Below are 26,933 nucleotides of genomic sequence, written 5' to 3' on the forward strand. Positions count from 1 at the left end.
TGTGCTCCCCCCGGCGAGCGGCCTGGGGCAGGCGGACGGCCCTTCCCTGCGATCATCCGACGCGGGGGCCCGTCCGCCCTCACCCGCGGCAGGTGAACGTGGGCCCGGCGCGTTCACGCCGCTCCGGGCGGGTCGGCGGACGCGTCGGGGTCGGTGTCGGTCCCGGCGCCCGTGCCCGTGGCCCGTGCCTTCGTGCCGGCCTTCCCGCGTCCGGTGCGGCCGGACGGCAGATGCCCGGTGACCAGGAAACTGACGAGCGTGATGCCGCCGGCTGCGAGCACGGCCGCCTTCAGACCGTTCAACTGCGCCGTCGCGTACGAGTCCGTGACGGCGTCCACCTCGCGCGGCGGGAGTCCGGCCTGCTCGGCCCCGGCACGGACCTGGTCCGTGGGGACGAAGCTGATCCCCGCCTCAAGGGCCACACCCGTCTGCTGCCGTGCCTCCTCGGACACGCTCGGGTTCTTCTCCACCTGGGTGGTGAACGCCTGCGCCAGGGCGCCGATCAGGATCGACCCGATGAGCGCGGTGCCCAGCGCGGAGCCCAGGTTCTGCGCGGTGAACTGGAGCCCGCCGACCTCGCTGCGCTCCCTCTCCCCGACGCTGGACTGCACCACGTTGCCCAACTGCGAGGCGAGCAGCCCCATGCCGACACCGAGCAGGGCCATGGCACCCGCGAACTGGGCGTCGTCGATGACCGGGTCGATGGTGGCCAGCAGCCACACGATGGCGCCGAGCAGGGTCAGCAGGGCGAGCCGCACCACCCTGCGCGGCCCCATCACCCGCCCCAGCCGGGAGGCCAGCACGGAGGCGACCAGCATGGTGACGGACACCGGGAGCAGCCGCAGCCCGGTCTGGAACGCGTCGAAGCCCTGCACCACCTGGAGGTACAGCGGGATGGCGAAGAACAGGCCGAGCAGGATGAGGTTCTGGCTGACCAGGGTCAGCAGCCCCGAGCGCAGGGGCGGGACGCGCAGCAGGGAGAGGTGGACCAGCGGATCGGCGCCCTGCGCCTCGCGGTGGCGTTCCCACCGGGCGAAAAGAGCGAGGACGACGACTCCGGCGGCGACGACGAACAGGGTCGGGGCGAAGCCGAGCACGGTGAACGGCGGGTTGCGGGGCTGCACCCAGCCCCAGGAGCTGCTCTGGAGCACGCCGAGGACACCCAGTCCCAGGCCGGCAGCGGAGAGCGCGGCGCCGACACCGTCCAGCCGGGGGCGCGGCCCGGAGCGGGTCGACTCGGTGATCACCCCTCGGAAGCAGAGCATCAGGACGACGACCACGACCTCCCCGGCGAACACCAGACGCCAGGTCAGATACGTCGTCACCCAGCCGCCGAGGAGCGGCCCGACGGCGATGCCCGCGCCGGCGAGACCGCCGATGACGCCGTAGGCGACCGCCCGGTCCTTTCCGGTGTACGACTCGGCCACCAGGGCCGCCATGGCCGGCAGCACCATCGCCGCGCCCAGCCCCTCCACGACCGACCAGCCGAGGGCCAGGACCCACAGGGTCGGGGCCACCGCGGTCAGGGCCGACCCCGCGCCGTAGACGACGAGTCCGAGCAGGAACAGACGCCGGCGCCCGAGGATGTCCCCGAGCCGGCCGCCGGTGGCCATGAAGGCCGCCATGACCAGTGCGTAGAGCGTGATGACGGCCTGGATGGAAGTGACCTCGGTGTCGAAGTCCTCGACCAGCTGACTGATCGAGACGTTCATGACCGAGGTGTCCAGGACCATCAGGAACTGGGCCGTCCCGAGCACCATCAGCGCGTGCCAGTGCTTCACCGGTCACCACCTCACCGGGCCTTCCGTCGCCGCCGGTCCCTCGGACCCACCGCGTCCGGCTCCTGCCCTGACCCCATGGCAACGGATTGCGGCCGCCCGCGCCTCACCCGCCGCGGGCGACCGGAGCCTGCCTTGCGCCTTCGGGTGCACGGGGTGACGATCAGTGGGCGGGACCGCTCCGGACAGTGGGCTGTGGCGCCCGGACCGCTCCGGGCAGGACGGGACAGGACCGCGCCGGAGCCGATCGCTCCGGAACGAGACGCCGCGCCGCAGCCGAGAGATCGCGGAGGCCGACCCCATGGCAGGGCTTCTGACACCGGGCGGCGATCCCCTGCTCGCCGTGCGGTTCGCCGTCCCGGACCTCACCGAGACCTTCGTCCGCAGACCGCGCCTGGTCGACCGGCTGGCGCATGGCGTCCAGGGGCCACTGACCCTGGTCAACGGACCGGCGGGCGCCGGCAAGACCCTCCTCGTGGCCCACTGGGCCGCCACACGGGAACACCCCGGGGACCTCGCCTGGCTGACGGTCGAGCACGAGGACGCGGGACCCGGCATCTTCTGGACGTACGTGCTGGAGTCCCTGCGCCGGCACGGCGTGACCGTGCCGGACGGCGTCGGCAGCCCGGCCGGGCCCGGCGACGTGGACCACTCCCTGCTCACCCGGCTCGCCGCCTGGCTGAGCGAGCGGGCCGATCCCGTGGTGCTGGTGCTCGACGACTTCGACCGGGCGGGAGCCTCACCCGCGGTCGCGGAGGAGGTCCAGTTCGTCCTGAGCCACGCGGGCGGCGGACTGCGCCTGGTGCTCGTCAGCCGTACGGAGCCGCAGCTGCCGCTGCACCGCTACCGCGCCGCCGGAGCGGTGACCGAGGTGCGCGGCGCCGACCTGGCGTTCGCCGTGGACGAGACGGTCGACCTGCTGCGCCACCACGACCTGAGCCTGTCGGACGACGGGACGCGGGCGCTGACCGAGTGGACCGGCGGCTGGGCGGCGGGTCTGCGCCTGTGCATCCTCGCCGCGCGCGGCGCGGACGACCCGGACACCTTCATCAAGAACTTCGAGGCGGGGCAGAGCACCCTCGCCGACTTCCTGCTGGCCGAGGTGCTGGAGGCGCAGTCCGACGAGACGCAGGACCTGCTGCTGCGGACGAGTGTCCTCGACCAGATCCACCCGGACCTCGCCGACGTCCTGACGGGCCGGGACGACGCACAGGCCATCCTGGCCGGACTGCAGCACGCCAACGCGTTCGTCGAGGCCATCGGACACGGCTGGTACCGGCTGCACCCCCTCTTCGCGGAGATCCTCCGCGTCCATCTGCACGTCAGGAACCCCGGGCTCGAACCCGAGCTGCACCGGCGGGCGGCCCGCTGGCTGAGCGACGCGGGGCTCCTCGCGGAGGCGCTGCCGCACGCCGCGGGGGCGGGCGAGTGGGATCTCGCGGCGGGCCGGCTCGTCGACGAGCTGGCCATCGGCCGCCTGCTGACGGGACTGGACGCCGAACGCCTGGACGGACTCTTCGCCGGGATGCCCCCGGACACGACCGGGCCGGCCGCCTGTCTGGTGCGCGCCGCCCGCGAACTCGCCCGCCACGACGTCGACCGCGGCCTCGACCACCTCCGTCGCGCCGCGGAGGGCCTCTCCGGCGAGGACGAGGACACGGCGGCCCTGCGGCTGAGCCACGCCCTGCTCCGGGTCCTCGCCGCACGGCTGACGGGCGCCGCGGGCCCGGCCCGGGCGGCGGCGCGGGACATGAGGACCGCGGAGCGCCTGCTGCCCGCCGAACGTCTCGGACGCCACCCGGAGCTGTCCGCGCTGATGCTCACCGACCTCGGCTCGGCGCAGCTGTGGGCGGGGCACTTCGACGACGCCGTGGCCGCCCTGACCGCCGCCGCACGCACGGACGACGGTCCTGCCACCGCGTACCCGCGCCACGAGTCGCTCAGCAGACTCGCCCTGATCGACTTCCTGCACGGCCGGCCGGGCCGCGCCGAGTCGCACGCCCGGGCCGCGGTCGCCGAGGCGGAACGCTCCGGCCTGCCGCCCGGCGCCCGGACGGGCGTGGCCCAGCTGGTCCTCGCGGCGGTCGCCGTCGACCACGACGACCTCGCCGCGGCGCAGACCCACCTGGACCGGGCGACCACCTCCTCGACGGCATCGCGCGATCCCGTCGCGACCGCCGAACTGGGTCTCGTACGCGCACGGACGCTGCTCGCCAAGGGACATCCGAAGGAGGCGGTGCGGGTCCTGGAGGAACTGAGGCGCCCCCGCGGGGTGGAACCCTCCCCGTGGGCCGGCGAGCGGGCCACCCTGTTGCTGTCCGCCGCACATCTGGCGATGGGGGATCCGGCCGCGGCTCTGGAGGCCCTCGCCGGGGACGCACCCGGGCGAGCCGGTCCGGAGACCACCGCGGCGGCGGCCCGCGCGCGCTTGGCCACGGGTGACGCGGCGGGTGCGCTGGCCCTGCTGGACGCGCTCCCCGCCGAGCGGGACGAGGGGCCGGGCACGACGGTCCGGGTGCTGCTGGCCCGGGCACAGGCCGTGGCGGCCCTGGGCGACGACCTCACCGCCCAGCGGCTGGTGGCGCGTGCTCTGCGGGGCGCCCGCCCGGAGCATCTGAGGCGGCCGTTCGTGGAGGCGGGCCCCTGGCTGCCGGCGCTCGTGCGGCGCCGGCCCGCCCTGGCCCAGGGACACGACTGGCTCCCGGTGGTGGCCGCGGCGGGAAGCCGGCGGCCCGGGCCGGCCGAGGACCTGGTCGCGGTGGTCGAGCCGCTCAGCGAACGCGAGCGCGAAGTGCTGGAGCGCCTCGCGCAGATGATGTCGCGGGACGAGATCGCCGCCGACCTCCAGCTGTCCGTCAACACGGTCAAGACCCACCTCAAGAGCGTCTACCGCAAGCTCGCGGCGACCCGTCGCGGCGAGGCGGTACGACGCGCCCGCGACCTCAACCTCCTGTGAACGCCCGCGTCGGCCGGGCCCGTCGCCCGTCCGACGCCGCACCGTCCGTCCTCCGGCCGGCCCGCGTTCCCACGGGTCAGTGACCGAGTTCCCCCCGCAACCCGGGCTGCAGCAGGTCCCCGTGGGCCCGTACGAGGTCGTCGCACAGGTCCCAGATGCGCTCGACCGGGAGCGCCGCCGCGGTCGCCGGGTCGGCCATCGCGGCGTGCCGGATGTGACGCGGCTCGTTGTCGGTCGCGGCGCGGACCACCAGGTCGTTGACGGCGACGTACGCGCTGTTCAGCGCCGCGCACTGCGGCGGCAGCGCGCCGACCCGGGTGGGCTGCACCCCCAACGCGTCCACCAGGCACGGCACTTCGACGACGCTGTCGGCGGGAAGGTTGTCGATCAGCCCGCGGTTGGGCACGTTGCCGTAGACCGTGCGCGGGGTGCCGGTGAGGACGCTGTGGATGATCTGCGGGGCGTACTCCAGGGTTCCCTCGACCGGCAGGGGCGTCCCCGACGCGAGGGCCTCACGGGTGCGCGCGTAACTCTGCGCGTTCTCCTCGATGATGTCGAGGTAGGCGCCGACCGGCAGCCTGAGCCGCTCGATCTCGCTGTCGTGGTGCAGGTACCACGGCACGTACTCCGAGGAGTGCTCGCTCGTCTCGGTCGGGTAGTGGCCGAGCCTGCGGTACATGTCCACGCGGACCCTGCGCAGCAGCTCCGGGTCCCGGGCGATCACCTCGTCCAGGAGGGGGTGGAGGTCCTGGCCCGCGCGCTCGAACCGCAGCACCCAGGCCTGGTGGTTGACCCCGGCCGCCAGGTAGGTGACCTCCTCGAAGGGCACTCCGACGAGCTGGGAGAGGTCGTGCATCGTCCAGTAGACCGAGTGGCACAGCCCCGTCACCCGCAGGGCGGGTGCGACGCGGCTCAGGTAGAGGGCGTTCATCGCCATCGGGTTGGTGTAGTTCAACAGCAGTGCGTCCGGGCAGAGTTCACTCATGTCGGCGGCGAGGGAACGCAGCACCGGGAAGGTGCGCAGCGCGCGGAAGATGCCGCCGATGCCGAGCGTGTCCCCGATGGTCTGGCGCAGCCCGTAGCGGGCGGGGACGTCGAAGTCCGTCCGGGTGGCGCGGTCCATGCCGACCTGGATGATGTTGACGACGAAGTCCGCGTCGGCGAGGGCCGCCCGCCGGTCCAGATGGGTGGTGATCACGGGCTTGGCGCCCCGGACCCCCGCGATGTACCGGGCCGCGCCCTCGGCGGTGTCCAGCCGTTCCGCGTCGATGTCGTGCAACGCGATCCGCGCGTGCGCGAGTTCGGGGAAGGAGAACAGGTCGGCCAGTAGTCCCTGGGTGAACACCACGCTCCCGGCTCCGACGAAGGCGATCTTCGGGGCGGTGACGTCGTTCATGTACGGCTCCAGATGTCGGGGGTGCCGGCGTCCTGCGAAGTGCTGTGGCTCGGGGCGGTGTTCAGGTCGGGGGAGACGTGCCGGGCCGCGGCGATCGCCTCGTCCCACGTGGGCTGGGCGGCGGTCCCGCCGTGGGCGCGGGTCGACAGCGAGCCGCAGGCCGCGGCCACCGCGAGCGACGAGGGCAGGTCGAGACCGCGCAGCCTCGCGGCGACGAACCCGGCGTCGAAGCTGTCGCCGGCACCGACCGTGTCCACCGGGTCGGCCGGCGCCGCGGGGACCCGCGTCAGCCGGGTCGCCACGCACGCGAGGGCGCCGTCGGCACCGTCCTTGACGACGACCGCCGGTCCCCGTCCGGCCAGGAAGGCGGCGGCCAGGACCAGGTGGGGCTCACCGGCCAGTGCGCACGCCTCCGCGGCGTTGGGCAGCAGGACGTCGGTGACCTCGATCACCGGGTCCACGAGTTTCCTGTCCCAGTGTCCGGCGGGGTCGTCGTTGGTGTCGAGCGAGGTGGTCGCGCCCAGGTCGTGGGCGAGGGCGAACAGCGCCGCGAGGGAACGTGCCAGACGGGGCATCAGGAAGAAGGAGGCCGCGTGTACGTGCCGGGACGCCGCGACAAGGTCCCGGGGTACGTCCTCGGGCCCGGTCGACGTGAGGCAGCCGGGCGCGGTGAGGATGGCCCGGTCGCCGTCCCCGGCCGTGACGACCGTGGTGAGCGGGGTGGGCAGGCCGGGGTCCGTCACGAGGGAGCCGACGTCGACGCCGCGTGCGGCGAGCGCGGCGCGGACGAAGGCGCCCGCCGGATCGTCGCCGACCCGGCCCGCGAACGCGACCCGCAGTCCGAGGCGGGCCGCCCCGCACGCCATGATCGCCGCGGAGCCGCCGAGCACCAGACCCCCGTGCTCGACGAGTTGTTCACGCTGGCCGAACCGCAGGGGGCCGCGCAGCGGACCCACCACGACGTCGGGGTTGGCGTCGCCGACGACCAGCAGATCGAAGGGTTTCGTCATGGACTAGCCTTTCAGGCCGCTGGACGTGAGCGACTGGACGAAGGTCTTCTGCGCGAGCAGGAACGCCACGAGCACGGGCAGCACCGTGATCACGTTGCCCGCCATCACCGCGGACCACCGTGTGTGGTGCTGTCCCTGAAACGTCGTCAGGCCGAGCTGCAGGGTGTACTGGGTGTCGTGGTTGATCGCGATCAGCGGCCACGACAGGTCGTTCCAGGTGCTCAGGAAGGTGAGCACGGCCACCGTGGCGAGCGCCGGCCGGGCGAGCGGCAGCACGATCGAGAAGAGGACCCGAAGCCGCGAACACCCGTCGATCCAGGCCGCCTCCTCCATCTCTCTGGGCAGGGCGAGGAAGAACTGCCGGAACAGGAACACCGCGAACGGCGTGACGAGCGACGGCACGATCAGCGCGCCGAGCGTGTCGATGAGCCCCAGCTCCTTCATCACCAGGAACGTGGGGATCATCGTGAGCTGGAAGGGGATCACCATCGTCGCCAGCATCAGCCCGAGCAGCAGCCGTGACCCGGCGAACCGCATCCGGGCGAACGCGTACCCGCCGAGCGCCCCGAGCAGCAGGTTCGACAGGACGGCCACCGACGCGACGATCAGTGAATTGGCGAACCAGCGGGGGAACATGGCGTTCCCGAGCACATAGCGGTAGCCGCCCAGGTCGATGCCCTTCGGCCACAGCGCGGGCGGGAACCGGTTGATCTCGGCGTCGGACATCACCGAGCTGAGCACCAGCCACAGCAGCGGCAACGCGAAGGCCAGCGCCAGCGGTGCCAGCGCCAGATGCCAGCCGCTCGGCCGCCGTGAGGTCCCGGGTGAGCTCATCGCACCGCTCCTTCCGTACGACCCTGCCGGCGCCGGGCCAGCCGCAGGGCGCCGCCCGCCGCCAGCAGGGCCACCGCGAGGACGTACGCCGCCGCGGCCCCGTAGCCCGCCGTGAACATCTGGAACGCCTGCTGCCAGACGAAGTAGACGACCACGGCGGTCGAGCCCAGCGGCCCGCCCTTCGTGGTCACGTAGATCAGGTCGAAGACCTGGAGCGCCATGATCAGCTGCCACAGCAGCAGGAACACGGTGACCGGCGTGAGAGTCGGCAGGGTGATGTGGCGCAGCACCCGCCAGCGGCCGGCGCCGTCGATGCGCGCCGACTCCACGAGTTCGGGCGGCACGTCCTGGAGCGCGGCCAGGTAGACCACGACGCAGAAGCCGACGCCGCTCCACAGCGAGATGAGCACCAGCAGATAGATCGCCTGGTCCGGGTCGGTGAGGAACCCCTGCGAGGACACACCGAGCTGGTGGAGCAGGGCGTTCGCGACGCCGAACTCGGGGTCGAGGATGAAGGAGAACAGCACGCCCTGCGCGGTGGCGGACACCACGAACGGGACGAAGACGAGGGTGCGGTAGAGGCCGATGAGACGGATACGGCGGTTCAGCGCGAGCGCGAGGACGAGCCCGCCGACCAGGCTGAGCGGTACGTACAGCGCGGTGTACACCAGCGTGTTGCCCACCGCCGTACGGAAGTTGGGGTCCTGTGCGAGTGCGCGGTAGTTGTCGAGCCCGACCCAGCGGCCCGGGGTGACCAGGTCGTCGGCGCGGAAGGAGAGCAGCAGCGACCAGACGACGGGCACGATGCCGAGCCCGAGGATCACGACGACGGCCGGGCCGATGAAGCCCCAGGCCGTGGCGGTCTCGCGGCGGGACCGGCGGCGGGCGGCGCGGCGTGCGGCGGCGGGGTTCACGGTGGCGCCCGGGGGGAGCGTGAGGGCGCGGGGAAGAGTGGACATGACGGCCTCCTTCACCTGGAAGTCAGCAGGGAGCGTCTCGGGGAGACGTCACCGGGGGATGAGCAGGGCCGCGTCGGCCCGGTCCGCGCACCGGCGGATGGCCTGCGCGGGGGAGTCCTTGCCGAGCAGGACCGAGACGACGGCCTCACCGAGGGCCTGGGAGATCTGCGGGTAGGCCGCGTGCACGGGCCGGACCCGGGCGGAGTCCAGCGCGGCGGTGAACACGTCGAGACCCTCGGTGGTCTCCGCGTGCCGGCGCCACTCGGCCCGGCGGGCCGTGGCCGAGGTCAGCGGCAGTCCGCCGGCGGAGATGTCCCAGCGGGCGTCCTGCGACGGCTGGACCATCCACCGCACGAACTCGACGGCCGCCCGGGAACGGGCCGAGCCGTTGTCGAACACGGTCCACGTGTCCGGTCCGGAGATGGTCACCGGCCTGCCGCTGTACGACGGGAGCGGGACGACGCCGTAGTCGACCTTCGCGGCGCGGACGTCCGGCAGTTGCCAGGGCCCCGTCGCCACCATGCCCATGCGGCCGCCCAGGAACACCTGGTACATCTGCTCGCTGCCGGTCTTCGGGTCGATGTAGACGCTCTTGTCGTGGGCCAGCCGGGCGAGGGTCGAGAGGGCCCGGGCGCCCTGTGCGGCGAAGCCGACGCCCTTGCCGTCGGCGGCGACCACGTCGCCGCCGAGGTCCCAGATCATGGGCCACAGCCGCCAGACGGTGTCCTCGTCGCCCGTGCCCGGCCAGCCCGTGCCGAACACGCCCCGGCCGGACGCGGTGAGCCGGCGCGCGGTGTCGACGAACGCGTCCCAGGTCCAGCCGGCTTGCGGGAACGGGATCCCGACCTGCCGGAACAGCTTCTTGTTGTAGACGACGGCCAGTGAGTCGAGGGCCGCCGGAGCGGCGCGCACGGCGCCGTTGACGGTGACGGCGTCCCGTACCGGCGGCCAGAACGAGTTCCACGGCGGGCTGCCGCCGCGCAGCGCCGACGTCAGGTCGACGACCCGGGGACTGCGGGCGACGCTCGCCAGGTCGGAGCCGAAGACGTAGGCGATGTCGGGGTAGGAGCCGGCGGCGAGCGCGGCCGTCACCTTCTGGAGCATCGCGTCGGCGAGCACCCCGCCGCCCGAACTGTCCACGCGGATGCGCGGATGCGTGCGGTTGAACTCGGCCACCAGAGCCTCCACGGCCTTGCGGGCCGTGTCGTTCTGTCCGTGCCACAGCTCGACGGTCACCGTGCCGTCCGAGCCGACGCCGTCCGACGGGCCGGCGCAGCCGGCGAGCGCTCCGGCCGCCGCCGCGCCGAGGACCAGGCGCCGCGGTATCGCGCGGGTCATCCCGGCCCCCTGTCAGCGGGTCCGGCGGACGTAGTCCGCGTTGCCGGGCGTCGAGACCAGCACGTCCCGGCGCACGATGCTCAGCCGGTTCCCGTAGGCCGCCCGGGCCTTGCGCAGACCGCTGTCGGTGTACTCGATGACGACCACCCGGTCGTGGAACGCCTTCGCGTACTCGCCGCACTCGTCGTACTCGCCGCACTCCTCCGCCACCGCGAAGTCGAGCCCGGCCCGGGACCTGGCCCCGGACAGTTCGACGGTGTTCTTCTGCCCGATCGCCAGATGCCGGGCGTGCGCGCGCGCCGACAGCAGGGAGATGAAGGCCGTCGCGTCGTCCGCCGTCAGCAGCTTCCGGGAGCGCGTGTAGCTGTCGTAGTTGTCCGGCTCGATCGCGTCGAAGCCCTTGTCGGCGCACGCGTCGATCCAGCGGTCGACGCGCGCCGCCACCCGGCGGCGCTTGTCCGGCGTGCTGATGTCCAGCAGCGCCTCGTCCCAGTCCTTGTCGACGACGACCTTGCCGTCCGCGTCCCGCAGCAGCAGGTCGGCGGGCCACTGGCCGCGCTCCTCCGGCTGCGCCTGGAAGGCGTTGACGTAGCAGATGTTGTACAGGCCGGGCGCGGGCGACGAGGAACGGTCGCGGCTGACGATGCGGACCCCCGGTGCCGGGGGGTAGGCGCCGCCGATCTGGTAGTCGAAGCCCGCGTGCAGCGGCGGGAGTTCGACGGCGGTCGGTTTCCGGTCGGTGCCACGGGTCGGTTCCGCCGAGCCGGACGAGCGCTTGTCCGCGTCCGCCGAGGGTTCGGCCGCGGTCCGGGACGGCTTCGGCTTCGACGACGGGGCCGGCGCACCGGTGGTCCCGCGCGGGGTCTTCGGCGAGGCGTCGGTGTCCTTCCCCGAGCCGCAGCCGGCGAGGGCGAGAAGGCCGGCCAGAGCTGTGGCGGTACCCAGGACTCCGGCGCGGAGAGCACGTTTGACGGGGGGCATGTCCGCTCCATCAATCGCGAGTACGTCCCCGCCTCGGACGCTGCGAGCGATCCTGGCGACTTTGGCCGGACTTGAACCGAGTCCGCTACCGGCTGGGCGTACCTCTGCGTGCCGGGTCGCACCACGGCACGCCAGGATCAAAGCGCGTGGGCCCCTGATCCGTCAAGGCGGGCCCTCCGCCACAGGGTCGCCCTTCAGCCACGTACGCCCTGAGCACGGTGCGGACGGCCCAGGACCCGGTCTCATCCGGTGGGGCCGGCTCCTGGGTGCCCGGGAGCCCGTCGGGCGGCGGCCTACGGACGCGGGGGGTGCGGCGGCCCGGGCGGGTGCGGGGGCTCCGGAGGGTGCGGAGGGTGTGGCGGCGGGGGAGGCATCGTCGTGACGTCCGGGGCGGGTTCGGGCCAGACGAGGAGCACAGGGCAGGGCGCGTGGTCGACGACGAAGCGTCCGGCGGGTCCCAGACTGTGCGGACCGAGTCGCGCCCGGTCCCCGTCACGGGCGACCACGAGCAGGTCGGCGCCCTCGGCCGCGGCGACCACCTCGCGCTCGGCACGGCCCGCGCGCTCCACCCGCGTCGCCGGGCCGCCCAGACGTTCGGCCGCGGCGTCGAGGAGTTCCGCGCCGGACGCCGTCCCGAGGGTCTCCAGGAGGTCGCCCGGGTCGGCCTCGGAGCGTCCGCGGCCGAGCAGCCCCGCGAACGCCCCGTGCGCGAGCCCGGGCACACCCGGGTCGGCGACGTGCAGCAGCACCACGTCGGTGGCGCCGGGGGCGTGTGTGCGGACGGCGTCCACGCACGCGTGCCACGTTCCCTCGACCAGCCAGACGACCACCCGCATGTCCATCAACCTCCGATGACCTGGAGCGAGACCCACAGGGCCAGTACGGCGGGCACGAGCGCCGCCGGCACGGCGATCAGGCCCAGCCGGGTGAACTCCTTCAGGTCGACGCCGTGTTCGTGCTGATGGACGATACGCCGCCACAGCAGTGTCGCCAGGGAACCCGCGTACGTCAGGTTGGGTCCGATGTTGACGCCGAGCAGGACGGCCAGCACCGCGCCCGTGCCCGATCCGGCGGCCAGCGGCAGCAGGACGAGCACCGCCGGCAGGTTGTTGATCAGGTTGGCCAGGACGGCGGCGATCGCCGCGATGCCCAGCAGTGACGCCAGCGAGGAGCCGCCCGGGAGGAGGTCGCCGAGCGCGTCGGCCAGCCCGTTGTCGACGACCGCGCGCACCACGATGCCGAGCGCGAGGACGAAGGCCAGGAACGACGGCCCGGCGGCCCGCACCACGGCGAGCGGGGTGGTGCGGCGCCGGACGAGCGCGCGTGTCGCGAGGACGAGCGCCCCCGCGGTCGCGGACCAGGCGGGATCGATCCCGACCGCCGAGGCGACGACGAACCCGGCGAGGGTGCAGCCCACGGTGACGAGCGCGAACAGCGGCAGCTCCGGCGGCTCCCCGACCGTCCGGGAGGAGGCGCCCGCCGCGATGTCGCGGGCGAAGAAGCGCCGGAACACCAGGTACTCGGCGCCGATCGCGACCAGCCAGGGCAGCACCATCAGCGCGGCGAACCGGGTGAAGCTCAGCCCGCTGGTGGTGAACGCGAGCAGGTTGGTGAGGTTGGAGACCGGCAGCAGGAGGGAGGCGGTGTTGGAGAGGTGCGTGCACGCGTAGACGTGCGGTTTGGGCCGGGCGCCCATGCGCGCGGCGGTCGCGAACACGACGGGGGTGAGCAGCACGATCGTGGCGTCCAGGCTGAGCACCGCCGTGATCGCCGAGGCGAGCACGAAGACCGCGGTCAGCAGTCGGCCGGGCTGCCCGGCGGCCCAGCGGGCCATCCACGCGCCGCAGGCCCGGAAGAGCCCTTCGTCGTCGCAGTACTTGGCCAGGACGAGCACCGCCGCCAGGAAGCCGATGACGGGCCCCAGGTGGCCGGCCTCGTCCCGCGCGTGGTCCCAGGAGATGGCCCCCGTCAGCAGGACCAGACCCGCGGCGGGCACGGCCACGACCGCCTCGGGCCAGTTGAAGGGCCGGACCACCGCGCAGACGAGGACGGCCACGAGCAGGACGACGGACAGCGCCTCGGCGAACGGACTGCCGAGGGCGCCGGCGAGCGGCGCGGCGAGGTGCGCTCCCGGACCCGCCGAGAGGGCGTCGGCGACGGGGGTGGCCCTCGCGCCGGTGCCGCCGGGGAACGGCGGGACGACGCTGGGCATGAGCGGGCTGTTCAGGGTTCGGTCCTCCGGGCGGTGATGGCGGCGCGGCCCATCACATCAGACGTGACACCCGTTCCCTCCGAGCGCCCTCACTCCTCGCCGAGAAGGGACAACTCCGCCCAGATGGTCTTGCCCTCCGGTGTGTGCCGGCTGCCCCAGCGCTGCGTGAGCTGCGCGACGAGGAGCAGCCCGCGTCCGCCCTCGTCGAAGGTCTTCGCCCGGCGCAGATGCGGCGCGGTGTGACTGCTGTCGGATACCTCGCAGATCAGGGTCTCGTCGTCGTGGATGAGCCGGAGCCGGATGGGCGATTCGCCGTAGCGGATGGCGTTCGTGACGAGTTCGCTCACCACCAGTTCCGCCGTGAACGTGGCCGCCGTCAGCCCCCAGTGGTCCAGCCGGTCGGCGACCTGCTTGCGGACCGGCGCCACGAGCGCGGGGTCGGCCGGGATGTCCCAGGTCGTCACGTTCGACGCGGCGAGTCCGTGCGTACGGGCGAGGAGCAGCGCCACGTCGTCCGGCGCGCCGCCCGCCGGGAGCAGCGCCCGCAGGATCGCGTGGGCCGCCCCCTCCAGCGACTGCGCGGACTCCTTCAGGGCCCCGCACAGCAACCGGTGGCTGGCGTCGACGTCCCGTTCGCGGCTCTCGATCAGACCGTCGGTGTACAGCGCGAGCACGGTGCCCTCGGCCAGCTCCAGCTCGACGGACTCGAAGGGCAGTCCGCCGAGGCCGAGCGCAGGTCCCGGGGGTACGTCGATCTGGCGGGGCGGCCCGTCCGGCGGCAGCACGAAGGGCGGCGGATGGCCGGCCCGGGCGAGGGTGCAGCGGCGCGAGACCGGGTCGTACACCGCGTACAGACAGGTGGCGCCGACCTCGCCGGTGGTTCCCTCGGCGCCGGCTTCGGTGGACAGCCGGACGACGAGGTCGTCGAGGTGGGTGAGCAGTTCGTCCGGGGCGAGGTCGATGTCCGCGAGGGTGCGGACGGCGGTGCGCAGCCGGCCCATGGTCGCGGACGCCTGGATGCCCTGGCCGATGACGTCGCCGACGACCATGGCGACCCGCAGCCCGGACAGCGGGATGACGTCGAACCAGTCGCCTCCGATCCCGGCACGCGCCGCGGGCAGATAGCGGGAGGCCGCCTCCAGGGCGGCGGTCCGGGGCAGGGACTGGGGGAGCAGGCTGCGCTGCAGGGCCAGCGCGGTCTCCCGCTCGCGGGAGAAGCGGCGGGCGTTGTCGATGCAGACGGCGGCCCGGGCCGTGACCTCCTCGGCGAGCAGGACGTCGTCGGCCGTGAACGGCTCGGGCCGGGAGAACCGGCTGAGCACGGCGACGCCGAGGGTCTTGCCGCGGGCCGCGATGGGCACCGACATGGTGGTGTGGACGCCGTACTCGGCGACGCGCTTGCCGCGGCGTTCGTCCCAGGCGAGCCACTGCTCCAGCGTGCCGTCGGCGTTCGGCGCGACGAGCGGGCGGCCGGCGACCAGGGAGTCGGCCTGCGGCGAGGACGCCGGGTAGACGTCGAGGGTGCCGGGCGGCACGACCGCCTCGGGGGAGCCCGGGTTCACCGACCGGTGGGCGGCGCGGCGCAGCGTGACCGGGGTGGTCGGCGGCCCGGAGCGGTACTCGCCGCCGTTCTCCGGGGGGTCCAGGAGATCGACGCTGACGAAGTCGGCGAGGGCCGGCACGCAGACGTCGGCGAGTTCCTCGGCCGTCCGGGTGACGTCCAGGGTGGTGCCGATCCGTACGCTCGCCTCGTTGACCAGCTGGAGCCGCTCGCGGGCCCGGTACTGCTCGCTGACGTCGTGCACCGCCACGCACACCCCGCGCACCCGCCCGGCGGTGTCGGTCAGCGGGGCGATCCGGGCGAGCCAGGCGTGCGCCCTGTCCTCACCGCCGGCACGGGCGTACGTCTCCACGTCGCGTCCACGGCCGGAGGCGAGGACGTCGGCCATCTCGCGTTCGATCTCCCTGCTGGCCGGTCTGCCGCCGATCTCCGCGACGGTCAGGCCCCTGATCCGGTCCTCGGGGAGGCCGATCACCTGGGACATCGCGTCGTTGAGCCCGTAGAGCCGCAGGCGCTCGTCGTAGACGGCCATGGCGCAGGGCGACTGGGTGAGCACGGCACGGATCAGGGAGTCGTCCTGGGCGCGGGGCTGCCGGCCGTCCAGCGGGGTGACCAGCAGCCAGTCGTCGGTGCCGTCGAGGTGGTGGGCGAGCAGCCAGACCTCGACGACCTGTCCGTCGCGGTGACGCAGAGCGAGCACGCCGTCCCAGCGGCGGCCCGCGGGTCCGGGCGGTTCGACCTCCGTGCCCGGGGCCAGCAGGTCGGCGGCCGGGCGGCCCTCGACCTCCTCCGGGGCGTGCCCCAGCAGCCGCCGGGCGCCTTCGCTCCAGCGGATCAGGATGCCGTTCCCGTCGATGACCGCCCGTGCCGTGGCGGCTTCGTCGAGAGGATGGACCGGGCTCATCGTCGCCACTTTCCCTTGCGCACACCCACAGTGAACAAGCGCGTCATTCCGCTTCCAGCCTAGGGCCTGTACGGCGCGGGCACCCCCGAACGGGGATGCTCCCGACAGCCATTCGTACGGAGGTTTTCGGCCGATGTGAAGGCAGGGACGGAAGTGGTGTCAAGACCCTTGACGGTCCCGTGTTGCCTCCCGTCAGAATCTGTTTGCTCACGATCAATAGTGATGACTTATGCGCCCTGACGGGGGAGAGTCGCCATGACACTCACTCGACGGTCGGTCCTGCTGGCGGGAACGGCCGTCCCCGCCGCCGGTGCTCTCGCGGGAGCGGACGGAGCCGTGGCGGCGGTTCCCGGCGGTGGTCCGGGCCGGCGGACGATCGCGCTGCGGGACGGCTCGCGCTTCGCGCTGGTCGACCCGGGCGGCACCACCGCTTCCTCGGGCGCCTACGCGGGGCCGAGCGGCCCGGCGACGACGACTCGGCGTCGACGAGCGGGCACCCGGGCGCGGACGACGGCGCACTGGGGATCAGCCGCCTGGAGGTCCCGGCCGCCTGAGGGGCCGGGTTCCCGGCGGAGCCGCTCACGTGCGGCGCTCCTCCGCCGTCCCCTCGGGCCCGTCCACGCCGGCCGTGTCGTCACGGCGTACGTGCGCGAGCTTCTCGGGATTCGTGACGATGTAGACGTCGGAGACCTGTTCACCGTCCGGGGTGAGGTCCATGACCATCACCGCGTACGGCGAGCCGCCCTCGAAGACCACCGCGGAGTCGTCGCCGTTCACCCGCCGGTAGCGGATGTCGAGACCGGAACTGCGGCGCGTGGCGTAGCCGGCGAGCAGCCGGGCCGCCTTGTCCCGCCCCTGCACCGGCCGCAGCCCCGCCGCCCCACGGCCCTTGCCGCCGGCGTCCGTCCACACCGTGACGTCCGGCGCGAGGATCTCCATCAGCGCCGCGATGTCACCGCCGAGCGCCGCCGCCACGAAGCGCTCCGTCGCCTGCCGGCGCACCCGCGGATGGGCCCGGTACAGCGGACGGCGCGCGTGCACGTGGCCGCGGGCCCGGTGCGCCAGCTGCCGGACCGCCGCCGGGCTGCGGTCGATGACCTGCGCGATCTCGGTGTGCGCGTAACCGAACACCTCGTTGAGGACGAACACCGCGCGCTCCAGCGGGGTCAGTGACTCCAGGACGACGAGCATCGCCAGGGAGACGGACTCGGAGCGCAGGGTGAGGTCGTCGGCCCGCTCGCCCTCGCCGGGTTCGTCCAGGAGCGGCTCCGGGAGCCAGGGACCCACATACGTCTCTCGGCGCCGGCTGATGGCGGCGCGGCGCGCCAGCGCGTGGTTGACCGCGATGCGCACGAGATAGGCGCGCGGATTCACGATGTCGTCCAGCGGTGCGCGCTGCGCGCGGCCCGCCCACGACAACCAGGTCTCCTGGAGCACGTCCTCGGTGTCGGCGACGCTGCCGAGGATGTTGTAGACGATCGCGAACAGCAGCTCGCGGTGCTCGACGAAGACCCGCGTCGCGGCCTGCGCGTCGGGCTCGGGACTCTCGGACATGGCTCGCCTCCCTCGGCTCTCACCACAGCGAGGGAATCGACGGGCCGAGTGTGACAGCGGACGGCCCGATGGTGACGTACGTCTCATGGCCCGTCCTGGGTGTCACACCGCCCGCGCCGGTCGCCCTCTTGACCGCGAGTCCGGTCTCCCCGCACTCGGCTGTTCCGGCACAAGGAGACACACATCGTGTTCAAGAAATGGCACGGCAACCCCTGGGCGATCCTCGTCACGCTCTCCCTGGGCTTCTTCATGACGCTCCTCGACCTGACGATCGTCAACATCGCCATCCCCGACATGGGCCAGGACCTGGACGCCTCCCTCGACGAGATCCTGTGGGTCGTCAACGCCTACACCCTGGCCCTCGCCGTCCTGCTCATCACCGCGGGACGCCTCGGCGACCTGCGCGGCAAACGCACCCTGTTCCTCGCCGGGGTCACCGTCTTCACGCTCGCCAGCCTGGCCTGCGGCCTCGCGCAGAACCCGCCCCAGCTGATCGCCTTCCGCGCGGTCCAGGGCCTCGGCGCCGCGCTGCTCGTGCCGCAGACCCTGTCGATCATCGCCGAGGTGTTCCCCGCCGACCGCAGGGGCGCCGCGATGGGCGTCTGGGGCGCCGTCGCGGGCATCTCGGGCGCCCTCGGCCCGATCGTCGGGGGCACGCTCATCACGCACCTCGACTGGCGCTGGATCTTCTACGTCAATCTCCCGCTCGGCGCCGTGGTGCTGCTCCTCGCCGTCGCGATCATCCCCGGTTCGCGCCGTTCGGTACGGCACCGATTCGACGCCGTCGGCGTACTGCTCGCCTCAAGTGCCCTCTTCTGCCTGGCCTTCGCCCTGACCGAGGGACAGCGCTACGACTGGAACGGCTGGATCAGGGCGCTGCTCGGCGCGGCCGCGGTGCTCTTCGCGTGGTTCCTCCTCCACGAACGCGGCCGGCAGGAGGGTGATCCGCTCGTGCCCTTCTCCCTCTTCCGCGACCGCGGCTTCACCCTGATCAACTTCGTCGGCGTCACCGTGTCGTTCGGGGTCGTCGGGATGTTCCTGCCGCTCACGATCTACCTCCAGTCCGTCCTCGGGTTCAGCGCCCTGAAGTCCGGACTCGTGCTGCTGCCGCTCGCCCTCGGCTCGTTCGTCATGGCGGGGCCCGCCGGGGTCCTCGCGGACCGGATCGGCGGCAAGTACATCCTCATGACCGGGCTGCTCGCCTGGAGCGGCGCCCTGGTCTGGATCGTCACCGCCGCCGACGTCGGTTCCGGCTGGACGGCGGTCGCCTTCCCCCTCTTCCTCGCCGGTCTCGGCGCCGGATGCACGTTCGCGCCGATGGCCACCGAGGTCATGCGCAACGTGCCGGCGCGGCTCTCCGGAGCGGCCTCGGGTGTGAACAACGCACTGCGGCAGGTCGGTTCGGTCCTCGCGGGCGCCGTCGTCGGAGCGGTGCTCCAGACGCAGTTGGCCCAGTCGCTGACCGACCAGGCGCACCGGCGCGCCGGCGCGCTCCCGGCCGGCTACCGCGACGGCTTCGTCGCCGCGTTCTCCCGGGCCGAGACCGACGTGTCCGCCGGGCAGACGGCCCCCGCGCCGGCCGGGGTGCCGCACGACGTCGCCGACCGCATGCGCGTGCTCGGCGGCCAGGTGTACGGGCACGGCTTCGTGGACGCCATGGGCCCCGCGGTGCTGGTCTCCGCGGCGGTCCTGCTGACGGGCGCCCTCGCCTGCCTCGCCGTGGCCCGGCACCGCGGCCCGTCCGCCAACCCGCACGCCCTGCCCGTGTACGAGCCCGAACCGACCGAACTGGAGGAAGCGAGCTCATGAGCATCGACCTCACCGTGATGTACGCCGCCCACGACGCCTTCCGGCGCGACCTGGAACGCCTCGGCAAGGCCGCCGCCGACGGCACCGCCGGTACCTCCGGGGTCCGCGCCGGCTGGGCCAACTTCACGCGTCAGCTGCACATCCACCACACCGCGGAGGACAGTGACCTCTGGCCGCGGGTCGAGCGCCGGGTCGAGGGCAGGCCCCGCGACATCGCCCTGCTGGCGGAGATGGCCGCCGAACACGCCGAACTCGAACCCCGGTTGACGGCCGTGGAGCGGGCGCTGGGGGAGCCGTCCGACGAACTGCCGGCCCTGGTCCACGCGTTGGCGACGACACTCGACGACCACCTCGCACACGAGGAGCGGAGCGCCCTGCCGCTCATCCAGGAGGTGCTCACCCCCGACGACTGGGCCGCCTTCACCGGCCGGATCCGCAGGACGCAGGGGCTGAGGGGAGCGGCGGTGTTCGTGCCGTGGACCGTCGACGGGGCGGCGCCCGCCGACCGCGCCAGGTTCCTCGGCGCGCTGCCCCCGCCGGTCCGCGCCCTCAACCGCCTCTTCTGGGAGCCGGGCTACCGCAGGACGGGCCTCTGGCGGAGCTGACACGCGGGGCGTGACCCGGAGCCCCCCGTCTCGGACAGCCGTCGGCCGGGCTCCGGGACCCCGGCCGTTCCGGGCCGGCGCGCGCCTCTCGGCGCGGCCCGCACCTCCGGAAGGCCGGACCGATTCCTTCCCGGGCCGGGCCGGGTCTGTCCCTGGTGAGCGGTCCGTCCTTCCTCGGTCCGCCCGCCGAACAGGAGAGACCGCCATGAACACCCACGCCGCGGACCTCGCCGGCCAACTGGCCCGCGCGGCCCGCACCCTCCAGGACCACGCGGGGCAGGAAGCCCTCAACGGGAAACGCGAACTCCCCACACCCTGTGCCGACTTCGATGTCCACCGGCTCAGCGAGCACCTGCTCGCCACCCTGGTCGCCGGCCTGCACGCCGCAGCGAAGGAACCATTGCCGGCAGGTGCCCCCGGCCCCCTGACCGAAGCGCCCTGGGTGGTCTTCCCGCCGCTCGTCGGCCGGCTCGTCGACGCCTGGGCCGATCCGGCGGCGTGGGAGGGCGCGACACCGTTCTTCGGGAGCACGCGGCCCGCGGTCCTCGCCGGGACGATCACCATCATGGAACTGACCGTGCACGGCTGGGACCTGGCCGTCGCCACCGGCACCGCCTTCACGGCGGACGACGACGTCGTCGCCACCGCGACGGCCGTCGCGGAACGGATCGCGGAGGCCGCCCGGGCCTCGGGAGCCTTCGGGCCCGCGGCCGAACCCGCTCCCGACGCCACACCGCTGGAACGGCTGCTCGCCCTGACCGGCAGGAAGACCGCCTGACGCGCGGAGCGCACCCGGTCGCCGACGCGCGCCGCGCGAGGCTCTCTCGGGCCGCCGACCGAGGGCGGGAGGAACGGGGTCGGCGGCCGTTTCGCGCGGGAGAGCCGCCGTTCCGCGCGGGGCCTCCGAGAAGGGCCGGTCCCCAGTGGACTACGGGGCCGTGCGCGCCGGAAGCGTGCGAGATGCACCGGCCGGTGCATACGGTTCACACGGGGCGCATGCATATCGAATGCCGGTGCGATCCGGGTGGGTTGCGACCTGCCTTTTGACATTCTTTCAATAAGGCCGCCGTGGCCCATGTGTCTTGTTGGTCGCGAGCGTGTTGTGCGAGGGTGATCCCCCTGCGCCTGGTCAATGCCCGGGGCTGAATCGCTGTTCGTCATCCCCGGCTGTCGACGGGCTCGAAAGACTCCTGTCCGACGGTCGCCGTACGGCCTTCGTCCCCGGCCGTTTTCCCGGCGCTCCGTCAAAAAGGTACACACCAATCAGGACTCCTTTTCGGCGGGCCAGTATTTTCCGCGTGCCTCCACGCGCCTCGGAAGGAACCCGCTCCGTGCACACCCCCCGCCCACCGCTTCCCCCGTATCCGCCCAGTGGCGTTCCCGGCGAGTCCGACGAGGACCTCGCCGGGCTGCTGAGGGGCCGCCCGCACGGCGAGGCGACCCGCCCCGTCGCCCTGCTGACCGCCCGCCACTGGCAGCCGACGTACGACTACGCGGTGATCTGCCTCGCCACGCAGACCGACGTCGCCGCCATGGTCGCCGCGACCGCTTTCCACCAGGTGCTGGGGCGGCTCGGGGAGGGCGAGTCCGGCCTCGCGCTGCGGCCCCGGTTCCTCGTGACCGTACGGGACACGGTCAGGGACTGGGCGGGCGACGGGCGGATATCCGGCGTTCTTCCGGATCTGCGGAAACCCGCGGGCGGCCGCGGTATGCGCACGGCCAAGACCCTCACCGCCGAAAACCGGAGGCTCACCGAACGGGCATTCCTGGGGCTTCCCGGACTCGCCCGCTGCCTGCTCTGGCACACCGAGGTGGAAGCCGAGCCGCTGTCCCTCCCGGCCGGCCTGTCGGGCATGGACATGGACACCGCGTCGGCCGCTCTGGAACAGGCCCGCGACCAATTCCGGGAAGGTCTGGTGCGCGCCCACCGGGAACTCGCTCCGAGCAGAGAATGCGGTTTCTACAACAGGCTGCTCGATGTGCAGATTCGCCGCGGCGGCACCTTGTTGCCGGATGTCCGGCTGCATCTCGGGGAGTGCGCCTACTGCCGGCACGCGGCCGAGCAACTCGGCGATTTCGAGGAGGCTTTGGGATTCCTCCTCGCGGAGGCGGTACTGGGGTGGGGTGCACGGCGCTATCTCGAGTCCCGGCCGAGCCGCGTCGGGCAAGCGCTACGCCCCCGGACCGTTTCCCCGTTCGGTGTGCGACGGCAGAGCGCCGCGGGACGCCCTGCGAGAAGCGGCCGTCCGGGCCGGCGAGCGCGTCCCGTGACGGCGCCGGGGGCGGAGCCGGGATCCGGCGGACGGCATCGCCTGCCGGCGCAGATCGCGCCGCCCGGGCGCCGAGCGGCCCGTCCGGAGGAACAGCGGCCCTCGCAGGCGCTGCTCGCCGGGGCCGGGGTCTCCGCCGCCCTGCTGGCGACGGTGCTCGCCGTCAGCCTGTGGTCGAACGACGACGGCGGAGCCGACCCCGCGGCGACCACCGGCGCGAGCAGCAGCCGCACCCTGGCGCCCAGCCCCGGCTCCCCGGTTCCGCCGGTGCGGTCCGGCCCTTCCGCCCCGGCCGGTGTGCCGGGGACCGCGGAGCACACCCGTCTGCGGAACCTGGCCGCCGACCTGTGCCTCGACATCCGGGGCACGACGATCGAGGCGGGCGTCGGGACCAGGCTCGCGGTCTGTTCCTCCGCCTGGACCCAGCAGTGGTCGTACGAGCAGGACGGGCTGCTGCGCAGCGTCGCCGACCCCGGCCTGTGCCTCGACTCGCACGCCGACAACGGTGTCGTCCTCCTCGTCCGCTGCGTCGCCGAGGACGCGAAGCGCGGCAAGGACATGCGCTACGACCTCACGGTGCAGGGGGAGTTGCTGCCCCGTTGGCACGAAGGGCTGGCCGTCGCTCCGGAGTCCACGGACCCGGACGGCGACGTGCTCGTCAAGGTCCGTGACGGATCCGAGGCCCAGCGGTGGCGGACCGACGGCTCGTCGCCCCGCCCCGACTCCCTGTCCGTCGTGGGGACGAACCCCCTGCCCGGGGCCACCGGCCGGGGCCCGTCGGCGGACGGCGGCTCCGAGGCACCGGACGAGCCCACTCGGGCGCCCGCGACCGGCGTCTCCGCCGGCCCGCGGACCACCGGGCCGCGGACGACGCCGGAGCGGACCGGGCCACAGGTGTCCGGGGGAGAGCCGAAGACGGTGACCGTCGACGACGGCCACCGTTCCGCACCGCCACCGCGGCCCCTCGCACCGGGTCCCGCCACGCCCGGTCCGGCCGGACCGGGCGTCCTGCCGATCCGGCTCCCGGACACCCGGCAACTCACCGATCCCTTGGTGGACGTGGATCCGACGGGAACGGTCTCGGCCGCCGGTGTCACGGGCGCTCCCGGCGAGCCCGACGGCGCCGCCGTCTCCGCCGACGCCGTGGTCGGAGCGGGCTCGTAGGACGACCGAACCCCTTCGGGCCGGTTTCGCCGCGGCGGACCGGCCCGGTGCGCGGGGTAGGGGGCCTGCGGGACGGCGGGGTCTCGGACGCGCCCGTCGCCGGGCAGCCGGGACCTTGTGGAACAGACCTAGGAGACGACGTCCCGCGGCGTCCTGCCCGCCACGAAGTCCGCGGCGTTCTGCACGGCGGCCAGCGCGATCCGTACCAGCGTCTCCCGGGTGACACCCGCGACGTGCGGCGAGAGCACCACGTTCGGCGCCCTGAGCAACCGCAGGGCGGGAGTGGGCGGTTCGGGGTCGAAGACGTCGAGTCCGGCACCGGCCAGGGCGCCCGCGTGCAGCGCGTCCGCGAGGGCGTCCTGGTCGATCAGGGCGCCCCGCGCGGTGTTGACGACGAACGCGGTCGGCTTGAGGAGCGCGAGCCGCTCCGCGTTCAGCAGATGCCGGGTCGCGTCGGTGAGCGGCGCGTGCAGGCTCACGTAGTCCGACGTGCGCAGCAGTTCGTCGAGTTCGACGTGGCGGGCGCCGAGCCGGGCCTCCGTCTCGGCGGGGACCGGCTTCGGACCGGCGTAGACCACGCTCATGTCGAAGGCGACGGCCCGCCGGGCGACCTCCTCGCCGATGTGGCCGAGTCCGATGATGCCGAGCGTCTTCCCGGAAAGCTCGGTGATCGACTGCTGGAGCCGCGGCAGCGCCCAGTCCGCCTCGGTCAACGCCGTGTGGGCGGGCACCAGTTGCTTGGCGAGAGCGAGCATGAGGGCGAAGGTCTGCTCGGCCACGTTCTGCTTCTCGGCCCCGCTGGAGCCGATGTTGCACACCGGCACGCCCCGTCCGCGCGCGGCGTCGAGGTCGACGTAGTCGAAGCCGTGACTCGCGCACTGCACCAGTTCCAGGTCCGGTGCGGCGGCGATGTGCTCGGCGGTCACCGGACCCAGGCCCGTGATGATGACGTGTGCCGCGCGCAGCGCCGCCGGGTCCTCGTCCGTCGACTCCACGACGGTGACCCGCACCTCGCCGGGGAAGAGGGTGGCGAGCGCGGCCCCCGCCGTACGGCCGCCGACGTGCGGGGAGACGACGGCCAGGACGTTCTTCGTGACGGTCATGCGGTTTCCTCGATCAGGTCGTCGGGGCCGAGGGTGCCGGGGCGGGCGTGCCCGGACAGGGCGAGGGTGAGGTCGAACTCGGCGAGCAGGCAGCGGACCACGTGCTCGACACCGGCCTGCCCGTCGAGGCCCAGTCCGTACGCGTACGGCCGTCCGACGAGCACCGCCCGGGCGCCGAGCGCCAGCGCCTTGAAGATGTCGTCGCCCGTGCGGATCCCGCTGTCGAAGAGGACGGTCATCCGCTTGCCCACCGCGTCCACCACGCGGGGCAGGGCGTCGGCGGCCGCCACCGACCCGGCCACCTGCCGGCCGCCGTGGTTGGAGACCACCACGCCGTCCATCCCGGCCTCGGCGGCACGCCGGGCGTCGTTCGGGTGCAGGACGCCCTTGAGGACGATCGGCCCGTCCCAGTTCTCCCGGAGGAACGCGAGGTCGGGCCAGGTCTTCCCGGGGTCCGCGAACATGCTCACGAAGTGCATCACGGCCGCGTTCGGGTCCTCGTGCACCGGCTTGGCCAGACCGGCCTGGAACGCGGGGTCCGAGAAGTAGTTGGCGGTACCCACGCCGTGCAGGAACGGCAGATACGCCTGGTCCAGATCGCGTGGCCGCCACGCCAGCAGCGGGGTGTCGAGCGTGACGAACAGGGCGGTGAACCCGGCCGCCTTCGCCCGCTCCAGGAAACTGCGGGTGACCTCGCGGTCCTTCGCCCAGTACAGCTGGAACCAGCGCTCGGCGTCCCCCATCGCCTCGGCGACCTGCTCCATGGGGGTGCTGGACGCGGAGGACAGGATGTAGGGCACGCCCTGCGCGGCCGCCGCCCGGGCCGCGGCGGTCTCCGCGTCCGGGTGCATGATCGACAGCACGCCGACCGGGGCGAGCGCCATCGGGGCGGGCAGCGCACGCCCCAACACCTCGACGGCCAGGTCGCGTTCATGGACGTCACGCAGCATGCGCGGCACGATCCGGCGCCGGTCGAGCGCCTCCCGGTTGGCCCGCGCCGTGCTGCCGTTGCCGGCACTGCCCGCCACGTAGCCGACCGGGCCCGGTCCGAGCCGTTGCTCGGTGAGCTCCTCCAGCCGCGTCAGATCGGTCGGCAGCCGCGGTACGGCCCCCGTCATCCCGTTCAGATAGATCTCGTACTGGAAATCGGCCCAGTGCTTCGCCATCCGTACGTCCCGCCTCTCGTCCCTGAGACCGCGCTGTACGACGTCGATCCTGGCGACTGTGACAAGTCCCGTCCACCGTGGTGCGCACATCACACGCCTGGAATCATCACCCTGTGACAAACAAACCGTCCGAGGCCCGCGAGCGGGTCCGGCAGGACATGGTCGCCGACCCGCGCGTCGTGGAGGCGATCGTCGCGGCGATCCACGAGCAGGTCCCGGTGTACGCGGCGCTCGACGACACGCGCCTTCCCGAGGTGCGGGCCATCGCCGCCTGGGGCCTGGAGCGGCTCCTCCATCTCTGGGCCACCGACGGCGCCCTGGACCCGGCCGATCTGCGGCGCTTCCGCGGCATCGCGTCGGCCAGGGCGGCGGACGGGCGGCCCGTCCAGGCGGTGCTGCGTGCCTACCGGGTCGCGGGCACCGTGCTCACCGCGGAGGTGGCGGCGCGTGCCCCTCTCCTCGCCGCATCCGACGCCTTCGCGCTCGCCCGCATGCTGCTCGCCACCCTGGACACCCTCTCCGAGGAGATGGCCACCGCGTACGCCGCGACCAGCGACGACCTGTCCGGTGACCGGGACCGTGCGCTGCGGCTGCTGCTCGACGACCTGATCGCGGGACGGCACGCCTCGGTGGGCGCGCTCACCGACCGCTCCGCCCGGCTCGGCATCCATCTCCCCGACCCCTGCTGCCTGCTGGTGGCCGAGCCCGTCGCACCGGACCGGCCCGACCTGGCCCAGGACACGGCGTCGGCACTGCTCGACGCGCTGGTTCCGGTCGCCGGCGAGGTGACCTCCCTCGCGACGGTGCGGGGGCCGAGGGCCGTCCTGCTGCTGCCGGTCGCGGCGGCCGGCCGGGCGGGGGCGGTGCTGGGGGAGCGGGCCTGGCGCGGGTGCGCCGTCACCGGTGAGAGCCTCGACCGGGTCGCCGTCGCGCACCGGCTCGCCGCCGACGCGCTCGACACCGCACCGGCCCACGCCCACCGGCCCGGGCACGTCCTCAGCGACGCCGACGCGCATGTCCTCGCGTTGCTGGCCGGGCGGCCCGCGGCGTCGCCGGACCACATCGCCCGGCTGGTGCTCGGGCCGCTCACCGATGCCGGTCGCGGGCATCTGCTGGAGGCGTTGACGGCGTACCTCGACGCCGGGTCCGCGAGTGCGGCGGCCCGCGTGCTGCACCTGCATCCGCAGTCCCTCCGGTACCGGCTGCGCCGCATCCACGACCTCACGGGCCGCGACCCGCGCACCCCCTGGCACCGCCTCACCCTGGACATCGCCCGAACGGCCGGCTGAGAATCCGCCCCTCCGGCGATCGAGGAGCGGGGGGCGGGGACAGC

19 protein-coding genes are annotated in these 26,933 nt (G+C 73.6%); 6 read left to right on the top strand and 13 right to left on the bottom strand.

Features of this window, described 5'->3' with window-relative positions; genetic code table 11:
• Positions 1-113: 113 nt before the first annotated feature.
• Positions 114-1,781: an MFS transporter gene (locus B0675_RS22755; RefSeq protein ID WP_081220659.1), complete on the bottom strand. Its 1,668-nt coding sequence runs from the start codon at positions 1,779-1,781 to the stop codon at positions 114-116.
• 298 nt (positions 1,782-2,079) lie between these two features.
• On the opposite strand from B0675_RS22755, the gene B0675_RS22760 reads away from it, so the two are divergent.
• Positions 2,080-4,734, top strand: a complete 2,655-nt coding sequence (locus B0675_RS22760; RefSeq protein WP_081220660.1) for a LuxR C-terminal-related transcriptional regulator — start codon at positions 2,080-2,082, stop codon at positions 4,732-4,734.
• Positions 4,735-4,810: 76 nt separating this feature from the next.
• Here B0675_RS22760 and B0675_RS22765 read toward each other — a convergent pair whose 3' ends face one another.
• From B0675_RS22765 to B0675_RS22815, 10 genes are all read right to left on the bottom strand, one after another.
• The gene (locus B0675_RS22765; protein ID WP_081220661.1) at positions 4,811-6,130 is read right to left on the bottom strand and encodes an alpha-glucosidase/alpha-galactosidase; all 1,320 of its coding nucleotides are present in this window, start codon (positions 6,128-6,130) and stop codon (positions 4,811-4,813) included.
• Complete coding sequence (locus B0675_RS22770) at positions 6,127-7,140, bottom strand: carbohydrate kinase family protein (protein ID WP_081220662.1); 1,014 nt, start codon at positions 7,138-7,140, stop codon at positions 6,127-6,129. The genes B0675_RS22765 and B0675_RS22770 overlap by 4 nt, the downstream gene beginning before the upstream one ends.
• 3 nt (positions 7,141-7,143) lie before the next feature.
• Positions 7,144-7,974 carry a carbohydrate ABC transporter permease gene (locus tag B0675_RS22775; RefSeq protein WP_081220663.1) on the bottom strand — a complete coding sequence of 277 codons (831 nt, stop codon included), beginning with the start codon at positions 7,972-7,974 and terminating at the stop codon, positions 7,144-7,146.
• The gene (locus B0675_RS22780; protein ID WP_081220664.1) at positions 7,971-8,933 is read right to left on the bottom strand and encodes a sugar ABC transporter permease; all 963 of its coding nucleotides are present in this window, start codon (positions 8,931-8,933) and stop codon (positions 7,971-7,973) included. The genes B0675_RS22775 and B0675_RS22780 overlap by 4 nt, the downstream gene beginning before the upstream one ends.
• 48 nt (positions 8,934-8,981) lie before the next feature.
• Entirely contained in the window at positions 8,982-10,271 is a 1,290-nt protein-coding gene (locus B0675_RS22785) for an ABC transporter substrate-binding protein (RefSeq protein ID WP_081220665.1), read from the bottom strand.
• A 12-nt stretch (positions 10,272-10,283) separates the two neighbouring features.
• The gene (locus B0675_RS22790) at positions 10,284-11,252 is read right to left on the bottom strand and encodes an endo alpha-1,4 polygalactosaminidase (RefSeq protein WP_081220666.1); all 969 of its coding nucleotides are present in this window, start codon (positions 11,250-11,252) and stop codon (positions 10,284-10,286) included.
• Positions 11,253-11,545: 293 nt separating this feature from the next.
• Positions 11,546-12,088, bottom strand: a complete 543-nt coding sequence (locus B0675_RS22795) for a universal stress protein (protein WP_081221950.1) — start codon at positions 12,086-12,088, stop codon at positions 11,546-11,548.
• Between the two features lie 5 nt (positions 12,089-12,093).
• The gene (locus tag B0675_RS22800) at positions 12,094-13,464 is read right to left on the bottom strand and encodes an arsenic transporter (RefSeq protein ID WP_081220667.1); all 1,371 of its coding nucleotides are present in this window, start codon (positions 13,462-13,464) and stop codon (positions 12,094-12,096) included.
• Positions 13,465-13,553: 89 nt separating this feature from the next.
• Positions 13,554-15,929 (bottom strand): SpoIIE family protein phosphatase, encoded by a 2,376-nt coding sequence (locus tag B0675_RS22805; RefSeq protein WP_081220668.1) that lies wholly within the window; start codon positions 15,927-15,929, stop codon positions 13,554-13,556.
• Positions 15,930-16,508: 579 nt separating this feature from the next.
• A complete protein-coding gene (locus B0675_RS22815; RefSeq protein WP_081220669.1) occupies positions 16,509-17,483 on the bottom strand; it encodes a sigma-70 family RNA polymerase sigma factor in 975 nt (324 codons plus the stop codon).
• Between the two features lie 186 nt (positions 17,484-17,669).
• On the opposite strand from B0675_RS22815, the gene B0675_RS22820 reads away from it, so the two are divergent.
• The 4 genes from B0675_RS22820 to B0675_RS22835 all read left to right on the top strand — a co-directional run bounded on the left by B0675_RS22820 (position 17,670) and on the right by B0675_RS22835 (position 23,331).
• Complete coding sequence (locus tag B0675_RS22820; protein ID WP_081220670.1) at positions 17,670-19,292, top strand: DHA2 family efflux MFS transporter permease subunit; 1,623 nt, start codon at positions 17,670-17,672, stop codon at positions 19,290-19,292.
• Positions 19,289-19,897, top strand: coding sequence for a hemerythrin domain-containing protein (locus B0675_RS22825; protein ID WP_081220671.1), 609 nt, complete (start codon positions 19,289-19,291; stop codon positions 19,895-19,897). The genes B0675_RS22820 and B0675_RS22825 overlap by 4 nt, the downstream gene beginning before the upstream one ends.
• A 205-nt stretch (positions 19,898-20,102) precedes the next feature.
• Positions 20,103-20,675: a TIGR03086 family metal-binding protein gene (locus tag B0675_RS22830; protein ID WP_081220672.1), complete on the top strand. Its 573-nt coding sequence runs from the start codon at positions 20,103-20,105 to the stop codon at positions 20,673-20,675.
• 553 nt (positions 20,676-21,228) lie between these two features.
• Entirely contained in the window at positions 21,229-23,331 is a 2,103-nt protein-coding gene (locus B0675_RS22835; protein WP_081220673.1) for a ricin-type beta-trefoil lectin domain protein, read from the top strand.
• A 128-nt stretch (positions 23,332-23,459) separates the two neighbouring features.
• Here B0675_RS22835 and B0675_RS22840 read toward each other — a convergent pair whose 3' ends face one another.
• On the bottom strand, positions 23,460-24,434 hold the full coding sequence (locus B0675_RS22840) for an NAD(P)-dependent oxidoreductase (protein ID WP_081220674.1): 975 nt from the start codon (positions 24,432-24,434) through the stop codon (positions 23,460-23,462).
• Positions 24,431-25,600, bottom strand: a complete 1,170-nt coding sequence (locus tag B0675_RS22845) for a lactate 2-monooxygenase (protein ID WP_081220675.1) — start codon at positions 25,598-25,600, stop codon at positions 24,431-24,433. The genes B0675_RS22840 and B0675_RS22845 overlap by 4 nt, the downstream gene beginning before the upstream one ends.
• A gap of 113 nt (positions 25,601-25,713) precedes the next feature.
• Between B0675_RS22845 and B0675_RS22850 the strand changes: the two genes are divergently transcribed.
• Positions 25,714-26,889: a PucR family transcriptional regulator gene (locus B0675_RS22850; protein WP_081220676.1), complete on the top strand. Its 1,176-nt coding sequence runs from the start codon at positions 25,714-25,716 to the stop codon at positions 26,887-26,889.
• The last annotated feature ends 44 nt before the right edge of the window (positions 26,890-26,933 follow it).

Source organism: Streptomyces sp. M41(2017) (assembly GCF_002078175.1).
Taxonomy (GTDB): Bacteria; Actinomycetota; Actinomycetes; order Streptomycetales; family Streptomycetaceae; genus Streptomyces.